The following is a 22671-nucleotide window of genomic DNA, read 5'->3' on the forward strand; positions in this document are numbered from 1 at the left end:
AAGATGAAATACACCGATACGGAATTAGAAGAAATACTGAACAAGCTCGTCGCTTCCACACGTTCACCGCGAGGACGGTTTTCAGCAACAACCAGTTACCCGGAACTAGAGAAAAGACTGAAGTCACATACCCGGCGTCTGACACTGATACGTACTTTCTCGGCAGCGGCGGCAGTAACTCTACTTTGCCTATCGGTATGGACAGCCTATTTATATATGCAACCGGTCACGATACAAACGGTTTCCACCTTGGCAGAGACACGCACGGTCTGTCTTCCTGATGGCAGCACCGTCACACTCAACCATTATTCTTCACTTTCTTATCCTGAAAAGTTCAAATCGGACAAGCGGGAAGTGAAACTAAATGGGGAGGCTTATTTTGAAGTAAACAAGAACAAAAAACATCCGTTTATCGTGCAGACTGAAACGATTGACGTTCAGGTGTTGGGAACTCACTTCAACGTAGATGCCTATCAGAACAATCCGGCTGTAAAGACAACGTTATTGACAGGTTCGGTAGCAGTCAGCAATAAAAGCAAGTCAGTTCGTGTGATTTTGAAACCGAATGAGATTGCTATATATAATAAGGTGGAAGAAAAGCTCACCCGCAAGGTTTTAGAAAACGTAGAAGATGAAATTTCCTGGCGGCAGGGAGAGTTTATATTCGACGACCTACCTTTGCAGGAGATTGCCCGCGAACTATCCAATTCATTCGAAGCAACGATTCACATAGCCGACACGGCTTTGCAAAATTACCGGATCACAGCACGCTTCCGCAATGGAGAAGACCTGGCAACTATTTTATCTGTATTACATAATGCCGGTTATTTCGACTACTCACAAAACAAGAAACAGATTATTATCACTGCTAAACCAGACTAAGATGAATATTATATTCCAAGATCGCTTCCCTGTCAGAACCATTGTTCTGATAGGGGTAGCACTCCTTATCACCACACAAATATACGCGCAAAATGCGGACGCCCGACTTTCGCTGACACTACGAAACGCCACATTGAAAGAATTCGTCAAACGGATTGAGAATTCAACCGGATATTCTTTTATCTACAGTGAGGAAATTACCATAAAACATAAAATCAATTTGCAGGTAAAGGATAAGCCTTTGCGTGAGATACTTGACCTTGCGTTCAAAAATGAGCAGATCAGTTATCAGTTCACTGGCCGGCATATCCTTCTGCAAAAGAAAAAAGAATCAAAAACTGTAAGCCGCAAGTTCACTATCAGCGGATATGTCACTGATGGGACGTCTTCCGAGACGTTGATTGGAACCAACATCATTGAGAGTCATCAAAATCAAGGAACAACCACCAATCCTTACGGTTTTTACAGCATCACCCTGCCCGAAGGAGAAACCGAACTGCGTTTCTCCTATCTGGGCTATGCCACAGAAGCGCATCATTTTACGCTCTCACAAGACACATTACTAAATATCCGCATGCAGGGTAACACGCAATTGCAGGAAGTAGTCATCGTTTCCGACAAAACCGAGACAGGAACTATAGCCACCCAGATGGGATCTATCGAGATTCCAATGACGCAAATAAAAAATACTCCGAGCATACTGGGAGAGGCAGATGTAATGAAAGCCATCCAACTGATGCCCGGCGTACAGGCTGGAGTAGATGGATCTGCCGGACTGTATATACGTGGTGGAAGCCCGGATCAAAATCTAATCTTACTTGACGGGATTCCTGTATATAACGTAGACCATATGTTCGGATTCTTTTCGGTTTTTACTCCGGAAGCCGTCAAAAAAGTAACACTATTCAAAGGTTCTTTTCCGGCACGTTTCGGCGGACGGCTTTCTTCTGTCATCGACGTCCGTACCAATGACGGAGATATGCAGAAATACCACGGCACACTTAGTATCGGACTACTAACTAGCAAAATCAACCTGGAGGGTCCGATTGTGAAAGGGAAAACGTCTTTCAATATTTCCGCCAGACGTTCGTATGTCGACCTCATCGCTAAACCATTCATGCCGGATGACGAGGAATACAGTTATTATTTTTATGACATCAATGCCAAAATCAATCATAAGTTCTCCGACCGGAGCCGCGTCTATCTATCTGCCTACAATGGAAAGGATCATTTTGCTGCCAATTATGATGGAAATACAGATTTCAAAGACGGAAGCAAAATGAATTGGGGAAACACGATTCTTTCTGCCAGATGGAACTATGTATTCAACAACCGTTTATTCTGCAATACGACAGTCTCCTACAGCAACTATTTATTCGACATCAACTCATATACCAACAATCAATATTTCGGCAGTAGCGGTACATCATTTACCAACCGGTATTCAGCCGATTACCGTTCGGGAATCAATGATTGGAATTACCAGATCGACTTCGATTATAATCCATCTCCCAAACACCACCTCAAATTTGGAACAGGATATATCTATCATCGTTTCCGCCCGGAAGTTATGACCTCTAAAATCTCCAATAAGACAGGAGATAAAATAGACCTGGACACAACCTACCACAGCATAGCCAACAACCGGATTTACGGACATGAGTTATCCGCTTACCTGGAAGACAACATCAAGATGAATGATCGTCTGCGCCTGAATCTCGGACTGCATTTCTCATTGTTTCATGTGCAAAAACAAAGTTACTTTTCCTTGCAACCACGTGTTTCCGCACGCTATCAATTGGGAAAAGATGTAACCCTGAAAGCATCTTATACCCAAATGAGCCAATATGTACATTTACTATCGTCAATGCCCATTGCCATGCCTACGGATTTATGGGTTCCGGTCACTAAAAAGATCAAGCCAATGCGCTCCCACCAATATTCATTGGGCGGATACTATACGGGAATCAAAGGATGGGAATTCTCGGTAGAAGGGTATTATAAGGATATGTATAATGTGCTGGAATATAAGGAAGGCGTCAGTTTCTTCGGTTCTTCCTCCGGTTGGGAAAACAAAGTGGAAATGGGCAAAGGACGTTCGGCCGGCATTGAGTTTATGGCACAGAAAACCCTTGGAAGAACAACGGGATGGTTGTCCTACACTTTATCCAAAAGTGATCGTCAGTTTGCCAAAGGCGGTATCAACAATGGTGAACGGTTCCCATATAAATATGACCGAAGACACAATATCAACCTGACAATCAACCATAAGTTCAGCGACCGTATCGACATCGGTGCTTCCTGGGTGTTCTATACAGGTGGAACAAGTACAATCCCTGAAGAGAAAACCGCTGTCATCCGTCCTAGTGACGGCACAAACAACGGATTTGGAGGAGGATATGGATATGGAGGTTATTTTGATTCAAACATAACTTCACCCACCATCGGAGAAGCTTCATATGTGGAGCATCGTAATAATTACCGGTTACCAGCCAGTCACCGGTTGAATGTGGGAGTCAATTTCAACAAAAAGACCAAACATGGTATGCGTACTTGGAATATCAGTCTGTATAATGCATATAATGCGATGAATCCTACCTTTGTATATCGCAGCACCAGCAAAAACGATCCCAACAAACCGATTATCAAGAAGTATACTATACTTCCATTAATTCCATCATTCACTTACACTTATAAATTCTAAACCCATTATGAGAACTCGTATATGTTATCCATTTATCCTGTTAATAGCATTGCTGACAACAGTTTCTTGCGAAAACGAACTCCCTTTTAGTGTAAAGGATAATCCCCCCAAACTAGTGATGAACGCACTAATCAACGCAGACAGTCTGACCAACGTTCTCTATCTCAATTTCACGGGAAGAGGATACGCCACTCATGTAGAAAATGCCACGGTGGAAGTACGCGTTAACGGACAGTTATCAGAAAGTTTACGTCCGCTCCCACCCCAAACGGAAGGAGATATGCAATGCCGTTTCCATATTTCCAACAAATTTACTCCCGGAGATGTAGTTCGTATCGACGCCCTCACAGACGACGGACAATATCACGCATGGGCTGAAGTGACCGTACCACAGCGTCCACATGAAATAGCTGATATCGATACGGTCACCATTCCAATGACAAAGTATTATTATACGCAGAATTTTCTCCGATACAAAATCAATATCAAAGATCGATCCAACGAAGATAATTACTACCGGCTTATCATGGATAAGCAAATGACAGTGAAAGACTATAATGAAGAAACAGGAGAATTTGTCAGCCGGACAATACATCGCTATCATTTTATATCCCGCGAGGATATTGTGCTGACAGACGGACAGCCCACCAACAGCGATGACGAAGACAACGGCATGTTCGACACCGTAAAGAATATATATGGTGTATTCGACGACTCACGATTCAAAAATACATCTTACACAATGACGGTTTACAACCAGACAGATATTGACGGATTTCCTGAATACGGCACCAATGTAAAGATGGATATTATTGTACGTCTTTTAAGCATCACGGAAACAGAATACTACTATCTGAAAGCACTTAACCTGGTAGATTCCGACGCTTACGATGAAACAATAAATGAACCAATCAAGTACCCCAGCAATGTACATGGAGGAATTGGGATGATTGGAATCAGTACGGAGACAAGTAAGATCATTCATATAGAAAAACCACAACGATGAAAACAAATCATAAATTATGGATAGCAGACTGCGATAAACCGTAGTTTTGAAGATTCACCGTCTGTCAATGCCGCTTGCGTGGATGATATAGTCGAATGTCTGTCAATAGCCATGAAAGAAATCGTGGAAGAGATTAGCCAAGATTTACATTTAATACTATCTTTGCAGCCAAAAAGCAGGCACTAACTATGTTTATCATTATTGGAATTATGCTGACAGGCATGCTTCTTGGCTACTTGTTACGCAGTAAAAGACTATCATGGATACACAAGATAATCACTCTCCTTATATGGATTCTTCTCTTTCTTCTCGGAATAGATGTAGGGGGTAATGAATCTATCATCAAAGGATTATACACTCTTGGGCTGGAAGCTGTTGTCATCACGGTAGCTGCGGTCATAGGAAGTACTCTATGCGCATGGGGATTGTGGTACCTATTATATAGTAAAGGAAAGGAGACAAAAGCATGAAAGGTAGTTTGATTATTGTCTCTTTTTTCATTATCGGCACTCTTTGTGGAGTTTACCATCTTATCCCATACGACTTCACCGACAGTAAACTTAGTTACTATGCCCTCTGCGGACTCATGTTCTGCGTAGGTATCAGCATCGGTAACGATCCGAACACCCTGAAGAGTTTTCGGTCCCTGAATCCCCGGCTTGTATTCCTTCCTATCATGACGATACTCGGCACATTAGCAGGCTGCGCCATAGCGGGAGCTTTTATGAGCCAGCGAAGTCCTTTAGACTGTATGGCAGTTGGAGCCGGATTTGGTTATTACTCGCTCTCCAGCATATTTATCACCGAATATAAAGGTCCCGAATTGGGAACTATCGCATTACTTTCCAATATCATGCGTGAAATTATCGCTTTGCTGTGTGCACCCTTATTAGTGAAATATTTTGGAAAGCTAGCTCCTATTTCTGTTGGTGGAGCCACAACGATGGATACCACTCTTCCTATCATTACCCGATATTCGGGAAAGGAATTTGTAATCATTTCCATCTTCCATGGCTTTGTTGTCGATTTCAGCGTTCCGTTCCTAGTCACATTCCTTTGCTCAATATCATTTTAACAGCAATAAATCCTAAAATAGAGAAATACTCTACTATCGTTTTCGCACACGTATTACAAAAATGTTTCATAAAAAGGTATTTTTATATCAAAAAGCAGATCATCTCTTGACTTACATCAAGAAATCAGCCTAAAAAGAATCTTTTCCTTTTCTTTATTTTTATGCTATAAAACATATTCTTATATTTGCATAGGTAAAAAGAAAAACTAAGCGCTTAGACAGTATTTTCAATAGGTATTAGATTTGTTTTTAGGAATAGTTTTTAGGTATAACAATTAAAAAAGTAGGTATTATGAAACGTTTAGGATTAACATTAGTGGCAGCGCTCTGCCTTGCTGCTTCAACATTTGCAGCCGGAAATCAGCCTACAACTGCAAAATGGGAAGGTAACATCAATGTAAGTAAACTAGGCAAATATTTAAAGTTAAACTCCGATCAGAGTGAAGAAGTAGCCAATATTTGCGATTATTTCTCCACACAGATGTCAAGAGCCACAACAGCGAAGAAAGATAAAGAAGCAAAATTGCGCAACGCTGTTTATGGTAACTTGAAACTGATGAGAAAGACTCTTAGTGCTGAACAGTACGCCAAGTATGCAGCTTTGATGAATATCACTTTACAGAATAAAGGTATTGAACTGAATAAGTAAAATGATTAATATGTAAAAGAGAGAGAGGGTGGAAGCCGGTTGGCTTCCACTTTTTTTATACTATTATTTAATAGTTACCATCGTAGCCCCAAACCCATATTCCTGGAAAGAAGCATCCTGATAACGGCAATTACTATATTTCCGTTTCAATTCATCAATGACAGCCTTTCGAAGTACCCCATCTCCCTTGCCGTGAATAAAGACAATCTTCTGTTCACGCTTATTCTTATAAGTTTCCATCACTTCGCGAAACTTATCCAATTGATAATTCAGTATTTCAGCATTGCCCATCCCTTGAGTATCATCCAGCAAAGAATCAATATGAAGATCTATTTCAATAATTCCGCTCTTTCCGCCATGAGTAGTATGGTTTGGTTTCACAATAGGTTGTGACTTCGGTTTATCTACAGATTTCTTCTGCAGCAGAGCCTCTTGAATCTCCTCCGCCGAAACATATACTTGTTTGGCAGGCATATCATCTTTCACAATGTCATAAATCAAAGCCGGTTCTTCAAAGAAATCAGAATCGCTAAAGGTATGAAGTTTATAGAACTTCACGGTATCGATCCGTATCTCCACACTAACAGCCGGTTTGATAGCCGCAGGCTTACCGTCCTTGAAGGCGATCAACTGAACAGCCACCCGCTCCATATCATTCAGTACATCTTTGGTGAACTCTTCCAACAGCAATTTTGTATTAGGCTCCACCAAACCATGCGAACGGTTCTTCCATGCTTTTCCTTCTGCACTCAAATAAGTGTAATACAAATAATAATTGCTATCATTTACCAGATAAGTTTCAAAAGGAGTAGTCATCATCGCTTTTGCGTCTTCGGGCACATAAGCCAGAAATACATTCAAAGTATCTCCTCCACGCACCTCCGGCTGACGTTGAATAACAGGCATCTCCGGTTTTACCGGTTTAACAGGTTCTTCCGGTTTCGGCGCAGACGAACCGGGTTTACGCCTCATATTATAGTCATCTGTTTCAATCACGACACACTCGCGTATCGGCATCGGAATATCAAACCCATCTGCATCTTCTACCAACACAAAATCCTTTCCTTGGAATCCAGTTACGATTCCACCGCCTACCTCACTAAGAAAGCGTACTTTATCTCCTATTTTCATTATTGTATATCCAATTAAAATTCAAACTCAAAAAAACGAGTAACAAAGATAGAGATTTCTATGAAATTAAATGGAGATTCGGTTCTAAAAACAAACCGTCTGCCTTTATTCCCCTTTTTATTGTAACTTTGCATACGAAATACCAAACAGATGATCTAAAATTCACCATTAACGACGAAACCGATGAAAGAACTTATTAAAGTCATTGCTTTTGATGCAGACGATACCTTGTGGAGCAATGAACCTTTTTTCCAGGAAATAGAGAAACAATATACAGACCTATTAAAGCCTTATGGCACTTCTGAAGATATTTCAGCCGCTTTATTTCAAACAGAAATGAATAATCTGAAATATCTCGGCTATGGAGCCAAAGCTTTCACCATTTCTATGGTAGAGACAGCTTTGCATGTGAGTGGACAAAAGATTTCAGGAACAGACATCCAACATATTATTGAATTAGGCAAATCATTACTGAAAATGCCAATTGAACTATTGCCGGGAGTAAAAGAAACGCTTAAAGTATTGAAAGAGAAAGGAAAATACAAATTAGTAGTTGCCACTAAAGGAGATTTGCTCGATCAAGAGAATAAGCTGGAACGTTCCGGATTAGCCTCTTATTTCGATCACATTGAAGTGATGTCCGATAAAACAGAGAAAGAATATCAACGAATGTTGAATATCTTACAGATTGCTCCTTCCGAATTTGTCATGATTGGCAATTCTCTGAAATCGGACATTCAACCTGTTCTATCGCTGGGAGGATATGGTATACATATTCCTTTTGAAGTGATGTGGAAACACGAAGTAGTAGACACATTCACACATGACCATCTGAAACAGGTGAAAAGATTTGATGAGTTGCTGCTTTTGTTTTAAATAAGTTCTGTTCTTTCTTCAGATAAGCTTTAAATCTGAAGAAAGAAATCAGTGAACAATGCCATCTTATTGGATTACAAATCCAACAGTTTCATCAATTCAGCAGCCCGACACGCTTCTATCGAATTACCGACAGAGAGTTTCTCCAAAATATTCTGGCGGTGTCGATTGACTGTATTCACACTAATATAAAGGGCAGCTGCAATTTCTTTACTAGATAGTCCTTTACGTATACAGCGAAGTATTTCCTTTTCGCGTTCGGATAGGATATTGCGATGTTCTTCCGAAAGAAAGAGGGTTTCGACTTCTCCACGTTCCATATGGGTAATAGTGGGATATATCCCCTGCTCCGTTCGTTGATCTGCAGACAAGGTATAAAGACAAAAAATCAACCATACACTTCCGGAAGGAGTATTTTCCATTATCTGCACTAGGTTATCAATATACTGATAGACTCCTTTCTCATTCATCATACGTATTCTGCATCTTCCCCGGTACTTCAACCGTTCTTCGGAAGACATCGAAAAGGTCTTCTGAAAAAACTGATACTCCAATAACCGCTTTTCTACCAAGTCTTCAGGATGAATACGCCGATAAATACAATCTTCATCCATAGAATCAATCACACTCAAAGCAGCTTCTTCGGGAGTTAAGCCTAGAAAATGCGCCCAAGGATGAACGGCAATGTAACTTTTCCTATTCGAAAGATCTGAAATAACAGCACATCCACCATTAATCTCCGTCAATGAATGAATAAAGCGTTGATGTTGCTCTACAACTCCATTGTCCAATATTTCATCGGCTATCAGTTGTGTCGCATAAACTTCATCTATTTCCTTTTGTAATACGTCCATCTTATAAAATGGTTATTATTCAGTATTGTTGCACACGGAGGTATGACCTATCTTTGCACCACAAAGATAATCAAATAAGAAATGATCATGAAACATTTAAAAATCAAAATGATGTCAATAGCCTTTATGGCAGTAACAACTTCTTCTATGGCACAAAGTTTGAATAAAATGAATTGGCTGAACGAGCCTCAACAATGGGAAATAAAAGATGGCAAAACCTTAGTGATGGATGTTCCTGCAAAAACAGACTTTTGGAGGATTTCTCATTATGGGTTCACAGTGGACGACGGACCTTTCTATTATGCGACTTATGGTGGAGAATTTGAAGCCAAAGTAAAGATAACCGGCAACTATGTCACCACCTTTGACCAAATGGGATTAATGCTGCGCATCGACCATGAAAACTGGATAAAAGCAGGTGTGGAATACATTGATGGCAAACAGAATGTAAGTGCCGTAGTTACACACCGAACCAGTGACTGGAGTGTAGTACAATTGCCGGATGCTCCCCGCTCTATATGGATAAAAGCAGTCCGTCGCCTGGATGCAGTAGAAATATTTTTCTCACGTGATGACAAAGAATATATTATGATGCGCACTTGTTGGTTGCAAGATAATTGTCCTGTCATGGTAGGATTAATGGGAGCTTGTCCGGACGGGAAAGGGTTCACCGCTACATTCGAAGAATTTAAAGTGACTCCATTAGCCGATCAACGAAGACTGGAATGGGCAAAAAGGCAAATAAACAAATAAAAATCAGTCCTGATGCTATTTATTTAAATAGAGAGAAAGCTCTTTATAATATAAATATGGTAGTATATCTTACTTTAAATGTTCTATTTTTAATATGATGAGTATAAATAGCATCACACGGATTTCCTCTTCCAGCAGTTCTGTTGTATAAAATAATGCAAGAATATACAGTTCCAGAGGAGTTTTTTACATAAAAACAGTCAAAAGATACACTATAAATAAACTTATTGACAATCGTTTCTTTAAAAGGAATAACCAGTTCCTTTTAAAGGAACGACTCATTGATCGGTGAGAAACACTTTATTCCTTTAAAAGGAGCATATAAAACTTTATTTTAAGTGCTATCCCAGAGCTAACCTACACTTGAAGCTGCCAACACTCCATATATCAATTTGAAATAAAATAAAGGAAAGTTCTACACATCTATTCTATAAAAAACATAGACTAAAACAAATTGTTCCAAAACGCAATCGATTTATTTCTTTTCTAAATTCGAAAACAGCAAATCCTTCTCATTTTCAACTCATACCTATATATCCTGCATATATGGAATTATGCAACGATAAAATATACGTTTTCTCATATTATCGCCAAAACCGTATATACTTATCTTTCTCACGATCCAACGCACCTTCATCGACACAATCATCCAACCGGAACCATGAATGTTCTATCAATGAGCCTCTCTTTTTAACAGACTTATCCCAGTTTCCTATCACTTGTCCTTCATGAAGAACAATCGGATAAAACAGACCATTATTGGTAAATGCTTTCGAGTAATGCTCTTTAGGCAAAACGTCTGTCCGGTCTTTATAACCAAGCAAATATTCATCATAAGAAGGAAGAAGATGCAAACTGCCGGTAACTTTTCCACGAGTCCGGCAATCTTCATGAATATACCATGTCTGTCCATTCCATTCTTCTGCCGTTAATTCCGAATCAATCAAATAAATAGCTTGACGTGCATCTGTAATAGGCAGCCCCGACCACCAGACAAAATCTTGCAAAACAGCAGGAGCATGACTACGAAAATAGCTTCTAGCCAAACGAGCCAAAGATTCATCTTTGGTCAATTCCGGCATCGGCGGAACACGCTCTTCCAAAAGCGCATACGTACATTTACTTCCTTTATCTTCCCCACTACATACAATCCCCACCTGCTCCGCACGAGCCATAAAGCGGGTCATACGATGATTATCCGCTACAATCCCCGAACGGTTAAAATGCTCGGCAATCTCCTGCCTCGTCAGGCTTTTCTTCCCACAAAGAATTTTCTCCAACAGATTATGACTTTTCGTATAGAGCTCTTCAGAAATTTCCAAGTCATGCCCCTTCGCATAAGACTCATTAGCAGATATAATACGCCCGGCGGAAAGTTTCAACATCCACCGGATATCTTCTGCTGCTACGAGATGCCATGTCGGACGCATTACATGAGTCCGCAGGATTTCACCATCACGGAGCGCTTTTTCCACAGTTTGAATCGTTGCTGACTTCAAACGCATTCCTACTGCCCATTTCACCATGGAATAATTCTGTGCCTGCATAGCTCCCATCCAGGACACAAGTTCCTTGGGTTGAAAGAAAAGAGGACTTAATAACTGTTGGTTGAGTAAACGTATATTCGGTATTTTCATCATACTTATTTATAAAAGAAAAAACAGTTGTTCTTTGATTAAATGACACGAGTAATGGAATGTAACAAAACAGAAGACAAGAAGTCTCTAATATAAATATGTTCTATCCCTTCATAAGTATTTTCAAACATTTTTTCTCCGGACACTACCACTTTCGGATAATTATCTTTAATCTTCAATAAATTCCCGAATTCTCTTTCAATAGTTTCCTGTTTAGAAAGTTCAAGAGAGACTTGCACATAGAGAATCTCTCCATTCCGTTTACAGACAAAATCTATTTCTTCCGTACCCAATGTCCCGATTTTTACATCATATCCACTATATACCAAATGATTATAAACCAAGTTCTCCAAACGCATCGCTCTGTCCTGTGGCTTGTACCCCGTAATCACATTACGAATCCCCATATTCTCAAAATAATACTTCTCCCCTCTTTCGAATAATTTCTTTCCGGCAATATCATACCTTCCTACCCTATGTACAATAAAAGCATCCGATAATGCCATCGCATACTCACTCACAACATAAGGAGAAATATCCACTTTCTGACTTTTCAGAAAATCACTAATACTCTTGCTGGAAAATAAGTTGCCAATGTTACCTGCCAAGAACGAAACTAGTTGTTCCAAAAAGACCGTATTCCTTATATTCTTTCTCTGAATCACATCTTTTAATATAATGGTAGAGTAAATGCTCCTCAAATACTCCATAACAACAGGTTCTTCCATCGGCAAATGTATCAGATAAGGCAATCCTCCATAATGAATATATTTCTCCAATGACGCATCCGTATTCTCCAGTTCATGGAAATCCAGAAATTCAATATACGACAAACTATAAACCACAAATTCAACATACCGACCTCCCAATTCATTCGCTAAATCACTGGAAAATATCTCTGAATTACTGCCTGTCACATATATATCATTATTATCATCCAATGCCAACGAACGGATAGCCAACCTGAAATCTTGTATTTCCTGTATTTCATCGACAAAAATATAATTCATTCTATCATCTACCGATTTTGAAAGAATATAATCATTCAGTTCTTTATAAGTCTTTATATCTATGAAATTGACATCTTCCTTATTTATATAGATAATGTTCGCATCACTCTCTTCTTTCCGTATCAACTCCATGAGTTGATACAAAATAAAGCTTTTACCGACACGACGATGACCAACCATCACTTTTACCAATGTTTTCCTCATGAAAGGTCTTATGCGGTCAACATAAGTGTTTCTTTGTTTAATTATGCGAGGTATTTTCATTCTACTTCTTTTTAAATACGATTGCAATACATCACAAATATAGCATTTATTTTAAATACAATTGTAATTTCTTGAGATTTTATCCTCTACTTCAAATACGATTGCAATTTCCCCATTCCAAATTTTCTATTGTTTTTCTGACTTTATAACTGCATATATACCAATTTATGTCTATTTTTGTCATCTCAAACCAAAGAAAATAGAAATGATGCTCTATAAACTCATCCCTCCTTCAGTAGTAACAGCAACCATCCAGTTGCCGGCTTCTAAAAGTATCAGTAATCGTGCATTAATCATCAATGCGCTGGGCAAAGGTATTTATCCTCCTGAAAACCTGTCCGATTGTGACGATACACAGGTGATGATAAAAGCTCTCACCGAAGGGAAAGAGACGATTGACATCATGGCTGCGGGCACTGCTATGCGTTTCCTTACCGCCTATTTAAGTGTGACCCCGGGGGAACGGACAATCACAGGAACAGCCCGTATGCAGCAACGTCCGATACAAATATTAGTCAATGCGCTCCGGGAATTAGGAGCTGAAATAGAGTATGTCCACAATGAAGGATATCCTCCCTTATGTATCAAAGGTGCAGAGTTGAAAGGAAATGAAATAACCTTGAAAGGAAATGTAAGTTCCCAATATATATCTGCTCTATTGATGATAGGTCCGGCACTCAAAGACGGTTTGACTTTGCATTTAAGCGGGGAGATAATTTCCCGTCCTTATATCAATCTTACATTGCAACTGATGCAGGACTTTGGAGCCAAAGCCGCATGGACTTCTCCCAATAGCATTTCCGTTGCTCCACAACTCTATCAGAGCATTCCTTTCAAAGTGGAAAGTGACTGGAGCGCAGCTTCCTATTGGTATCAGATTGCCGCCTTATCTCCCAAAGCAGAAATTGAATTATTGGGGTTGTTTCCTAACAGTTATCAGGGAGATAGTCGGGGAGCAGAAGTTTTCTCACGCTTAGGTATAACTACCGAATTTACATCACAAGGTGTGAAACTGAAAAAAACAGGCAAAGCGCCGGAAAGACTGGAAGAAGACTTTATCGACATTCCGGATTTGGCACAGACATTCGTTGTTACCTGTGCCTTGCTGAATATCCCTTTCCGTTTCACCGGATTACAAAGCCTGAAAATAAAAGAGACTGACCGTATTGCCGCCCTGCGAGCCGAGCTTAAAAAGCTGGGATATATGATCAAGGAAGAAAATGACAGTATATTAATGTGGAATGGCGAACGATGTGAACCGGAAGAAACTCCGGTGATTGAAACCTACGAAGACCATCGGATGGCAATGGCATTTGCACCGGCAATTATCCGCCATCCCAATTTACTTATTGCCAATCCGCAAGTCGTTACCAAATCATATCCCGGATATTGGGAAGATTTGAAACAGGCCGGATTTCAGGTTATAAACGAAGGCTAATTTTCATACGCTGTGGAAGATTTCAACAAATATACTTCCCACATCAACTACTCCCCTATTGTAGATTTTGTATTACAACAGGGGAAGCAGACCTATTATAAGAAAGGAGACTACTTTTCCCGCCAGGGAGAAGTATGCAAAACAATGGGGTTCGTCAGTTCCGGTTCTTTCCGGTACTGTTGCACCAACAGTGTAGGCGAAAACAGCATTGTAGGCTATACTTTCGATCATTCTTTTGTTGGCAACTATCCGGCGTTTCAGTTACAGGACAAATCAAATGTAGATATACAAGCCTTATGTGACTGTTCGGTATACGTAATCAATTATCAGCAAATGGCAGACTTCTACGATACCAACGACGCTCACCAAAAGTTAGGACGTCGCATCGCAGAAACGTTATTGTGGGAAGTCTACGACCGGATGATTTCAATGTACAGCCTGACACCGGAAGAACGCTATCTTGAAATTATCAACCGTTGTCCCGACTTACTGAAACTGATAACTTTAAAAGAACTGGCTTCCTATCTTCTCATTCGTCCCGAAACATTAAGTCGTATCCGAAGAAAAGTCGTACAAAAATAAATTCTTGATTTCAATCAAGAGTTTATTTATTCCCTACCCTTACTTTTGCGGGCAAACAAAGTATATTGTATTTCATGAAAAAAATTATAATTATAGGTGCAACTTCCGGCATCGGTCGCGGATTGGCAGAAGTCTATTCTCAAGAAGATTATCTTATCGGCATTACCGGTCGCAGAGAAAATCTATTAGAAGAGGTATGCGCCCAGGACAAAGACAAACTATTCTATCAAGTGTGCAACATCACCGATACACAAGCTACCATTTCATCCCTTGAAACTCTCACTCAAAAGATGGGTGGAATGGATATATTGATTATCTGTGCCGGGACCGGAGAACTAAACCCCGAACTCTCCTACCAATTGGAAGAACCTACCTTACTAACGAACGTGATAGGATTCACCAACATCGCAGACTGGGGTTTCCGATATTTCGAACAGCAAAAAAGCGGGCATCTGGTTACTATTTCCTCTGTTGGAGGTACACGCGGCAGTGGCATCGCTCCCGCCTACAATGCGTCGAAAGCCTATCAAATCAACTATATGGAAGGATTACGACAAAAAGCAACTAAATCTCCTTATTCTATTTACACTACCGATATTCGTCCCGGATTTGTAGACACCGCTATGGCAAAAGGAGAAGGATTGTTCTGGGTTACTCCCGTTGATAAAGCTGTGAAACAAATTAAAAAGGCTATTTCTAAAAAGAAAAAAGTAGCTTTCATTTCCAAAAGATGGAGATATGTAACTATCCTGTTTCGTCTGTTGCCATCTGCTATTTATTGCCGGATGTAATGATAGATACTCCATAGCCAACACATATTTGTCTAAGTAAATCTAATGAAAAAACACCTGCCCCAACTGTTTATACAGATATTGGTATCTACCAAATTCTAGTTATGTATATAAGTCTGTACGGAAATCATATTAATGATAATAGCTAACTCACAAATAAACAGCTCTCTTACAATTGGAGGACACTTTTAAGGTTCAGTAATCAATGATGAAAAAATAAGTTCTTTCAGAACTAGGATGGTTTATAAAATTAGAATTAACGGCACAAATATATAATATATTTTAATACATAGCATGTATTTTCAAAAATAATATCAAATTCTCATTCATTTTTTCTTTTTAAGAATACCCAAAGCCGTATTTTATCTTCATATTGAAATGAAACGACTTGTTTATTTCATCATCCTTGTTATTTCATCTAACACAAACAGGTACGAAATAGATATAAAATGGGTATAAAACAAGTAGAAAAGATCGCTTAAAAGAAGACTCTTTTTTTGAATTTAAGGCTTTGAATCCAACGTTTTACGCACGGAATAAGTTCTGAAAGAACTTATTAAAAGTAATTCCGGATTCTAGGAAAAACTCTAAATTCAATGCTATGTTAAAACAACTAAAGTCAGTTAGTATGTTGTTGTTCCTACTGACAATGTCAGTAGAAGCAGCTTATCCGGAAACTGGTGAAAGCACTCTAAAAGTTTCCGTTGTACAACAGGGTACTACTTGTAAGGGTGTAGTAAAAGATGCAGCAGGTGAAACCATCATCGGTGCATCCGTCGTAGCCAAAGGTACGACGAACGGTACAATCACCGGAATCAACGGTGACTTCTCTTTAAACAATGTAAAAACCGGAGATATTATTGTAGTCTCTTTTGTTGGTTATCAGACTCAAGAAATCAAATTCACAGGACAATCATTGAATATCATCCTTAAAGACAATACACAAACATTGGATGAAGTTGTTGTGGTTGCTTTTGGCACACAAAAGAAAGTGAATGTAACAGGATCTGTATCTACGGTAGGAGCAAAAGAAATTTCGGCACGTCCCGTTAACTCTACCATAGAAGCTTTGCAAGGTATGGTTCCGGGTATGAATATCTCTACTGGTGATGGTGGTGGCTCCTTAGGTTCAGACAAAAAATTCAATATTCGTGGTGTTGGAACAATTGGAGCTGGTTCAAAGGTAGAACCATTGGTGCTCATTGACGGTATGGAGGGAGACATGAACGCCATCAATCCACAGGATATTGAGAATATTTCTGTACTGAAAGATGCAGCCGCTTCCTCCATTTATGGCTCGCGGGCACCAGGTGGAGTCATCCTGATTACAACAAAGAAAGGTAAGTCGGGAAAAACGGTAGTTAACTATAATAACAACTTCCGTTTTGTATCTCCCTTGAATATGCCTGAAATGGCAGATTCATACAATTTTGCTCTGGCAGTCAATGACCAGTTAACTAATGGTGGACAGACTCCCATGTATAGCGCCACCAAACTTCAACAAATTCTGGATTTTCAAGCAGGAAAAAGCACACAATATATGTGGCCGACCGATGCGGGAAGATGGAATTCATTCGATGATCCCCAACGGCAAGACGTGATGCCTACCGGCAATACCGACTGGTTAAAAACGTTATTTGGTAATAGCTTTACCCACGAGCATTCATTGAGCGTAAATGGTGGAACGGATAAAATACAATATTATCTTTCTGCGAATTATCTGGACCAAGGAGGTCTCTTGAAGTTTGGAGATGATAACAAACAACGCTACTCCTTTACTGCAAAAATCAATGCGGACTTAACCAAATGGTTGAAAATAAGCTATAGTATGCGTTTTAACCGGACGGATTATGAAGCTCCTTCATTTGCCGGAGGCGATATCAAAAGTAATGTATTCTATTTCGATGTATGTCGCTACTGGCCTGTCATTCCGGTAGTAGACCCAAACGGATTCTATACTGTCGAATCCAAGATTTACCAATTAACAGAAGGAGGCCGATATAAATCACAAAAAGACGTGATGGCACACCAGCTTGCTTTCATCGTGGAACCCATCAAAGACTGGAAAATTAACGTAGAATTGAACTACCGTTCCAACTATAATTTCAACCATACCGATTATCAAACCGTTTATGGTTATGATGTGAGTAAAAATCCCTACATTATTGCCAATCAAACTTCCAGCGTTACAGAATATGCTTATAAAAGTAATTTTTTCAATCCGAACATCTTTACCGAATACGGCAAATCATTAGAAAGCGGACACAACTTTAAAGTGATGCTGGGTTTTCAGAGCGAACTATTCAAACAACGTGATATTACCGCTTCCCAAGACGGTATCATGTCGGAAGTGGCTACCTTGAACACCACGCAGACAAATGCACAAAACAGAGGAGGATACTCCGAATGGGCTACAGCCGGCTTCTTCGGACGTGTTAATTACGACTACAAAGGACGTTATCTGGCTGAAGTAAATATGAGATATGACGGCACTTCACGTTTCCTTCGAGATAACCGCTGGAATCTGTTCCCATCATTCTCCTTAGGATGGAACATGGCTCGTGAAGCATTTTTTGAAGACCTGACCGATTTAATCAGCACATTCAAGATACGTGGTTCATGGGGTGAATTGGGCAACCAAAACACAGATAACTGGTATCCATTCTATCGAACTATTGATATTAACAAAGACCAATGGGGCAATTACGCACTAGGCAGTTGGCTGGTAAATGGCGTAAAACCAAATATTTCCAAAGAATCTGCGCTGGTATCTTCCTTACTGACATGGGAAAAGACGCAAACACTGGATTTAGGTTTCGACTTATCTATGCTCAACAATCGTTTGAATGTAACATTCGACTATTTCCAGCGTAAATCTAAAAACATGGTAGGCCCCGCCCCCGAACTACCCAATCTCTTAGGCATTGCCGTTCCCAAAGTAAACAACCTCGATATGACTTCCAAAGGTTGGGAAATACAGGTGAACTGGCGCGACCAGATACGCGACTTTAAGTATGGAGTTACCTTATCTTTGTCAGACAATCAAGTGGTTATTGATAAATACCCCAATCCGTCAAACACAATTTTAGATAAAGACAATAATAATACGTATTATGCAGGCGCTCACGTAGGTGATATATGGGGATTCCAAACAATCGGCATCGCAAAGACCGATCAAGAGATGAAAGATCATTTGGCCGGTATGCCCAATGGCGCACAGGATGTACTCGGTTCCGGCTGGGGAGCAGGTGACATCATGTATGCGGATTTGAACGGTGACGGCCAGATCAGCAGAGGTAACAAAACACTGGCTGATCATGGTGATTTGAAGAAAATAGGCAACAGTACACCACGCTACAACTTTGGTTTGAATCTGGATGCCGCCTGGAAAGGGTTCGACCTTAAATTATTTTTCCAAGGAACGATGAAACGTGATTATATGCCGGGGAGTGGTTCTACAATGTTCTGGGGAGCAGTAGGCTACTGGCAAACCAACTTTTTCAAACCTCATCTGGACTATTTCCGCGGAGAAGATACGACTAATCCGCTAGGAGCTAACCTGGGTGGTTATTATCCGCGTCCTCTCGAGAATGATAGAAACCGTAATCCACAGACCCGATATTTGCAAAATGCGGCTTACTGCCGTCTGAAAAATGTTACTTTAGGTTATACATTACCTAAATCTTTGACAGAAAAATTCTGCGTCAACAATCTGCGATTCTTTGTTTCAGCAGAGAATTTATTTACTATTACCAGTCTGGCCGATACGTTTGACCCCGAAACTGTTGGCATCGGCAACTGGGACGGATGTACCTATCCGCTATCCAAGACTGTATCATTCGGTTTAAGTGCAACATTTTAAATGATAAACGATTATGAAAAAACATATTAAACTTTTGACAATAGGAACATTGCTATTGGGCGGACTGACCGGTTGCAATGATTTTCTCGACAGGGAACCACTGGATAAAGTAATTCCCGAAAAATATTTTGCATCCGAAAGTGATCTGGCTGCATACACAATCAATGCTTACCCATTTGAAACAGTGACCGATGCGTATGGCATCAATTTCTTCGGCAAAGATAATGATACTGATAACCAAGCCAGTGGTGACTCACCGGCCTTCTGGATACCCGGGCAAAAGAAGGTGCCGTCAGGTGAAGGCGAATGGGACTGGAGTAAAATACGAACCTGCAACTATTTCTTTGATAATACTTTACCGAAATTCGAAGCCGGCACTATTACCGGCAATCAGGATAATGTGAAGCATTATATCGGAGAAATGTACGTGATCCGGGCATACAATTATTATAAATTACTGGTTTCTTTAGGAGATCTGCCTATTATCACTACTGCATTGCCCGACATAGAAGAGACCTTGGTGGAATCCAGCAAGCGCCAGCCGCGTAATAAGGTGGCACGCTTCATTCTGGACGATTTGCAAAAAGCAACAGAATTGTTGCTTGATAAAAGTCCCGGTGGCAAGAATCGCATCAGCAAAAACGTAGCTCACTTGCTACGTGCACGCGTTGCCCTCTTCGAAGCAACTTGGGAAAAGTATCACAAAGGAACAGCTTTTGTACCCGGTGGAAAAGGATGGCCGGGTAATCCCGCAGATGTAAGCGGTTTTAATAGTGATGCAGAAGTGGCTTATTTTCTTGATGAAGCAATGAAGTCATCAAAAGTGGTAGGCGACTATATCGTCGGAAAACTGGCAGACAATACCGATACCCCCGAAGGTATGAACGCCAGTCTGGTTTCCATCAATCCTTACTACACCATGTTCTGCGATGAAAACATGGAAGGATATGATGAAATACTGATGTGGAAACAGTTCAAGGAAGGATTAGTAACCAGCAACTTGCAAATGGAGTTGGCACGCAATGGCGGTGGTTCCGGATGGACTCGTGGCATGGTCAATTCATTCCTGATGCGCAATGGGCTTCCCATCTATGCAGCCGGTTCCGATTATAATCCCGATTGGGAGAAAGAAGGAGTAAATTCCACTTTACAGAATCGTGATTCACGCATTGTTATCTTTACCAAAAAGCCGGGTGATGCCAACACTGAAAATAAAGGTGATGTGAATTATTACGGTGATGACGGAACTCCCAGTTATTGCTCAATCCGTTTCATTTATGGCGATAAAGGAAGTTTGGCAACAACCGGATTCATCATCAAAAAAGGCAAACACTACTCCAGTCACATGGCAAATGACCATAGTGCGGGAACATCAGGTGGTATTGTTTTCCGTGCGGCAGAAGCCATGTTGATTTACATGGAAGCTTCGTATGAAAAAAATGGTAGAATCGACGGAACAGCCGACGGATATTGGAAAGCTTTACGCCGACGCGCCAAAGTGGACGAAGACTATAATAAGACAATCGCTGCAACACAGATGAGCGAAGAGGCTAAAGGCGATTTCGGTGCTTATTCTCATGGCCAATTGATAGACGCGACGTTATATAATATCCGCCGTGAACGCCGTAACGAACTTTGTGCAGAAGCTTTGCGCTGGGAAGACTTGAAACGCTGGCGTGCATGCGACCAGTTGATATCCAAACCTTACCGTGTAGAAGGTATGCTATACTGGGGAAGCAACTATGAAACGCAACTGGCAGATTTATGTAAAGTAGATCCGGCAGAAGGTAATATGTCCTCACCTGATTTAAGTAAATATATTCTTCCATACGAAAAAATCACGAAGAATAATCTGATTGCCGGGCAGAAGGGATTCCTCTTTACACCTGCTCATTATCTGAATCCGATAGGTATGGCTGTATTTCGTCAGACAGCCTCGGATAAGAATGATTTTACAAGTTCAGTCGTTTATCAGAACCCGGGATGGAAGATTGAAGGCGACACTGGCGCACAACCTGTAGAATAATAAAAAGATAAAAGAACAACTCTTTGAGTTTACAAATATATCGACCTTAATATTATATATCTGTTATCTTTTTATTTTTATAAACTTCATTGTCTCGCTCCAGATTAGGTAGAACTGCGGTCAATCTAATCCTAAGTTAGGCAATGAAGTTTTACATTCGCATGAGTTCTCGTTCAACATCCTCTGTAGATGTATAAAAAGTCTTTGTGATTTCCATAGTCACCCAACAGAGATTATCCGCAAAATTCACTACATTTGTATTTGCTTATCTGTCAACCGGGCTAATCAAGTATTACAATTACTACACTATCCGATTGATAATATCTAACTTGAAACAAAGGTGTATATGAATACTGATTTTACAAACTTAACAACAGAAAATCTTTCTAATGAGCATTTATGCTGCATCATCCGCAGCAAAAAGTCTCATCCTGGTATTGAAGCAAAACGGCAATGGCTTTCCGACCGGCTGAATGAAGGCCATGTCTTTAGAAAGTTAAACGCCAAAGCTACTGTTTTTATTGAATATGCCCCTCTTGAAACAGCTTGGGTTCCCGTCATCGGCGACAACTATTATTATCTGTATTGTTTATGGGTGCTAGGTAGCCCCCGAGGAAACGGATATGGGAAAGCATTAATAGAGTACTGTATAGCTGATGCCAAAGAAAAAGGTAGATCCGGCATTTGTATGCTTGGGGCAAAAAAACAGAAGAGCTGGCTTTCCGACCAATCATTTGCAAAGAAATTTGGTTTTGAGGTGGTTGACACTACTGATAACGGATATGAATTGCTTGCTCTTTCTTTTGACGGAACAGTACCGAAGTTCGCGCCAAATGCCAAGAATCTGAAAATAGAAAGTGAGGAACTGACGATTTATTATGATATGCAATGCCCCTATATCTATAAATACATTGAAATGATCAAACAATATTGTGAAACAAATGATGTCCCTGTTTCTTTTATTCAAGTAGATACGCTACAGAAAGCAAAAGAGTTACCGTGTGTTTTTAATAATTTTGCTGTATTTTATAAAGGAAGTTTTGAGACTGTGAATTTGCCACCTATCGACTATTTAAAAAGAATACTCAAAAAATAAGAAATACAATCCTGACTTTTCCCGCTAATTATCAG

General features: G+C 40.2%; 18 protein-coding genes. 14 read left to right on the forward strand and 4 right to left on the reverse strand.

Features of this window, described 5'->3' with window-relative positions:
* Positions 1-3: 3 nt before the first annotated feature.
* From BSAG_RS21685 to BSAG_RS21660, 6 genes are all read left to right on the forward strand, one after another.
* On the forward strand, positions 4-882 hold the full coding sequence (locus BSAG_RS21685) for a FecR family protein (RefSeq protein ID WP_004316261.1): 879 nt from the start codon (positions 4-6) through the stop codon (positions 880-882).
* 1 nt (position 883) lies between these two features.
* Complete coding sequence (locus BSAG_RS21680; protein WP_004316262.1) at positions 884-3586, forward strand: TonB-dependent receptor; 2703 nt, start codon at positions 884-886, stop codon at positions 3584-3586.
* A 7-nt stretch (positions 3587-3593) separates the two neighbouring features.
* A complete protein-coding gene (locus BSAG_RS21675; protein ID WP_004316263.1) occupies positions 3594-4592 on the forward strand; it encodes a DUF4249 domain-containing protein in 999 nt (332 codons plus the stop codon).
* Positions 4593-4780: 188 nt separating this feature from the next.
* Positions 4781-5062, forward strand: coding sequence for a LysO family transporter (locus BSAG_RS21670; RefSeq protein ID WP_004316264.1), 282 nt, complete (start codon positions 4781-4783; stop codon positions 5060-5062).
* Positions 5059-5667 carry a lysine exporter LysO family protein gene (locus BSAG_RS21665; protein ID WP_004307956.1) on the forward strand — a complete coding sequence of 203 codons (609 nt, stop codon included), beginning with the start codon at positions 5059-5061 and terminating at the stop codon, positions 5665-5667. Before BSAG_RS21670 ends, BSAG_RS21665 begins: the two co-directional genes overlap by 4 nt.
* Before the next feature lie 292 nt (positions 5668-5959).
* Positions 5960-6316, forward strand: coding sequence for a hypothetical protein (locus BSAG_RS21660; RefSeq protein WP_004316265.1), 357 nt, complete (start codon positions 5960-5962; stop codon positions 6314-6316).
* Positions 6317-6379: 63 nt separating this feature from the next.
* Here the strand turns inward: BSAG_RS21660 and BSAG_RS21655 are convergent, their stop codons facing one another.
* The gene (locus BSAG_RS21655; protein ID WP_008770710.1) at positions 6380-7447 is read right to left on the reverse strand and encodes a DUF2027 domain-containing protein; all 1068 of its coding nucleotides are present in this window, start codon (positions 7445-7447) and stop codon (positions 6380-6382) included.
* Between the two features lie 183 nt (positions 7448-7630).
* Between BSAG_RS21655 and BSAG_RS21650 the strand changes: the two genes are divergently transcribed.
* Positions 7631-8323 (forward strand): HAD family hydrolase, encoded by a 693-nt coding sequence (locus BSAG_RS21650; RefSeq protein WP_004316267.1) that lies wholly within the window; start codon positions 7631-7633, stop codon positions 8321-8323.
* A gap of 74 nt (positions 8324-8397) precedes the next feature.
* Here the strand turns inward: BSAG_RS21650 and BSAG_RS21645 are convergent, their stop codons facing one another.
* Positions 8398-9177, reverse strand: coding sequence for a response regulator transcription factor (locus BSAG_RS21645; protein ID WP_004306596.1), 780 nt, complete (start codon positions 9175-9177; stop codon positions 8398-8400).
* Positions 9178-9258: 81 nt separating this feature from the next.
* Between BSAG_RS21645 and BSAG_RS21640 the strand changes: the two genes are divergently transcribed.
* Positions 9259-9930, forward strand: a complete 672-nt coding sequence (locus BSAG_RS21640) for a DUF1349 domain-containing protein (RefSeq protein WP_015531369.1) — start codon at positions 9259-9261, stop codon at positions 9928-9930.
* A 584-nt stretch (positions 9931-10514) separates the two neighbouring features.
* On the opposite strand, the gene BSAG_RS21635 is transcribed toward BSAG_RS21640, so the two are convergent.
* Both BSAG_RS21635 and BSAG_RS21630 read right to left on the reverse strand, forming a co-directional pair.
* On the reverse strand, positions 10515-11567 hold the full coding sequence (locus tag BSAG_RS21635; RefSeq protein ID WP_004307951.1) for a winged helix DNA-binding domain-containing protein: 1053 nt from the start codon (positions 11565-11567) through the stop codon (positions 10515-10517).
* 38 nt (positions 11568-11605) lie between these two features.
* The gene (locus BSAG_RS21630) at positions 11606-12841 is read right to left on the reverse strand and encodes an ATP-binding protein (RefSeq protein WP_004299291.1); all 1236 of its coding nucleotides are present in this window, start codon (positions 12839-12841) and stop codon (positions 11606-11608) included.
* A gap of 208 nt (positions 12842-13049) precedes the next feature.
* On the opposite strand from BSAG_RS21630, the gene BSAG_RS21625 reads away from it, so the two are divergent.
* From BSAG_RS21625 to BSAG_RS21600, 6 genes are all read left to right on the forward strand, one after another.
* The gene (locus BSAG_RS21625) at positions 13050-14279 is read left to right on the forward strand and encodes a 3-phosphoshikimate 1-carboxyvinyltransferase (protein WP_004316270.1); all 1230 of its coding nucleotides are present in this window, start codon (positions 13050-13052) and stop codon (positions 14277-14279) included.
* A gap of 12 nt (positions 14280-14291) precedes the next feature.
* A complete protein-coding gene (locus BSAG_RS21620; RefSeq protein ID WP_004306591.1) occupies positions 14292-14861 on the forward strand; it encodes a Crp/Fnr family transcriptional regulator in 570 nt (189 codons plus the stop codon).
* A gap of 74 nt (positions 14862-14935) precedes the next feature.
* On the forward strand, positions 14936-15652 hold the full coding sequence (locus tag BSAG_RS21615) for an SDR family NAD(P)-dependent oxidoreductase (RefSeq protein ID WP_008770704.1): 717 nt from the start codon (positions 14936-14938) through the stop codon (positions 15650-15652).
* Positions 15653-16280: 628 nt separating this feature from the next.
* On the forward strand, positions 16281-19514 hold the full coding sequence (locus BSAG_RS21610) for a SusC/RagA family TonB-linked outer membrane protein (protein WP_008018912.1): 3234 nt from the start codon (positions 16281-16283) through the stop codon (positions 19512-19514).
* Between the two features lie 13 nt (positions 19515-19527).
* On the forward strand, positions 19528-21540 hold the full coding sequence (locus BSAG_RS21605) for a RagB/SusD family nutrient uptake outer membrane protein (RefSeq protein ID WP_008018909.1): 2013 nt from the start codon (positions 19528-19530) through the stop codon (positions 21538-21540).
* A 346-nt stretch (positions 21541-21886) separates the two neighbouring features.
* Positions 21887-22636, forward strand: coding sequence for an N-acetyltransferase (locus tag BSAG_RS21600; RefSeq protein WP_004316275.1), 750 nt, complete (start codon positions 21887-21889; stop codon positions 22634-22636).
* Positions 22637-22671: the final 35 nt, after the last annotated feature.

It is taken from the genome of Bacteroides sp. D1, assembly GCF_000157095.2.
Taxonomy (GTDB): domain Bacteria; phylum Bacteroidota; class Bacteroidia; order Bacteroidales; family Bacteroidaceae; genus Bacteroides; species Bacteroides xylanisolvens.

Excerpts from the sequence above, each read along its gene's own strand:
- BSAG_RS21685 (WP_004316261.1), top strand. The coding sequence starts at position 4 with ATGAAATACACCGATACGGAATTAGAAGAAATACTGAACAAGCTCGTC.
- BSAG_RS21680 (WP_004316262.1), top strand. The coding sequence starts at position 884 with ATGAATATTATATTCCAAGATCGCTTCCCTGTCAGAACCATTGTTCTG.
- BSAG_RS21675 (WP_004316263.1), top strand. The coding sequence starts at position 3,594 with ATGAGAACTCGTATATGTTATCCATTTATCCTGTTAATAGCATTGCTG.
- BSAG_RS21670 (WP_004316264.1), top strand. The coding sequence starts at position 4,781 with ATGTTTATCATTATTGGAATTATGCTGACAGGCATGCTTCTTGGCTAC.
- BSAG_RS21665 (WP_004307956.1), top strand. The coding sequence starts at position 5,059 with ATGAAAGGTAGTTTGATTATTGTCTCTTTTTTCATTATCGGCACTCTT.
- BSAG_RS21660 (WP_004316265.1), top strand. The coding sequence starts at position 5,960 with ATGAAACGTTTAGGATTAACATTAGTGGCAGCGCTCTGCCTTGCTGCT.
- BSAG_RS21655 (WP_008770710.1), bottom strand. The coding sequence starts at position 7,447 with ATGAAAATAGGAGATAAAGTACGCTTTCTTAGTGAGGTAGGCGGTGGA.
- BSAG_RS21650 (WP_004316267.1), top strand. The coding sequence starts at position 7,631 with ATGAAAGAACTTATTAAAGTCATTGCTTTTGATGCAGACGATACCTTG.
- BSAG_RS21645 (WP_004306596.1), bottom strand. The coding sequence starts at position 9,177 with ATGGACGTATTACAAAAGGAAATAGATGAAGTTTATGCGACACAACTG.
- BSAG_RS21640 (WP_015531369.1), top strand. The coding sequence starts at position 9,259 with ATGATCATGAAACATTTAAAAATCAAAATGATGTCAATAGCCTTTATG.
- BSAG_RS21635 (WP_004307951.1), bottom strand. The coding sequence starts at position 11,567 with ATGAAAATACCGAATATACGTTTACTCAACCAACAGTTATTAAGTCCT.
- BSAG_RS21630 (WP_004299291.1), bottom strand. The coding sequence starts at position 12,841 with ATGAAAATACCTCGCATAATTAAACAAAGAAACACTTATGTTGACCGC.
- BSAG_RS21625 (WP_004316270.1), top strand. The coding sequence starts at position 13,050 with ATGCTCTATAAACTCATCCCTCCTTCAGTAGTAACAGCAACCATCCAG.
- BSAG_RS21615 (WP_008770704.1), top strand. The coding sequence starts at position 14,936 with ATGAAAAAAATTATAATTATAGGTGCAACTTCCGGCATCGGTCGCGGA.
- BSAG_RS21610 (WP_008018912.1), top strand. The coding sequence starts at position 16,281 with ATGTTGTTGTTCCTACTGACAATGTCAGTAGAAGCAGCTTATCCGGAA.
- BSAG_RS21605 (WP_008018909.1), top strand. The coding sequence starts at position 19,528 with ATGAAAAAACATATTAAACTTTTGACAATAGGAACATTGCTATTGGGC.
- BSAG_RS21600 (WP_004316275.1), top strand. The coding sequence starts at position 21,887 with ATGAATACTGATTTTACAAACTTAACAACAGAAAATCTTTCTAATGAG.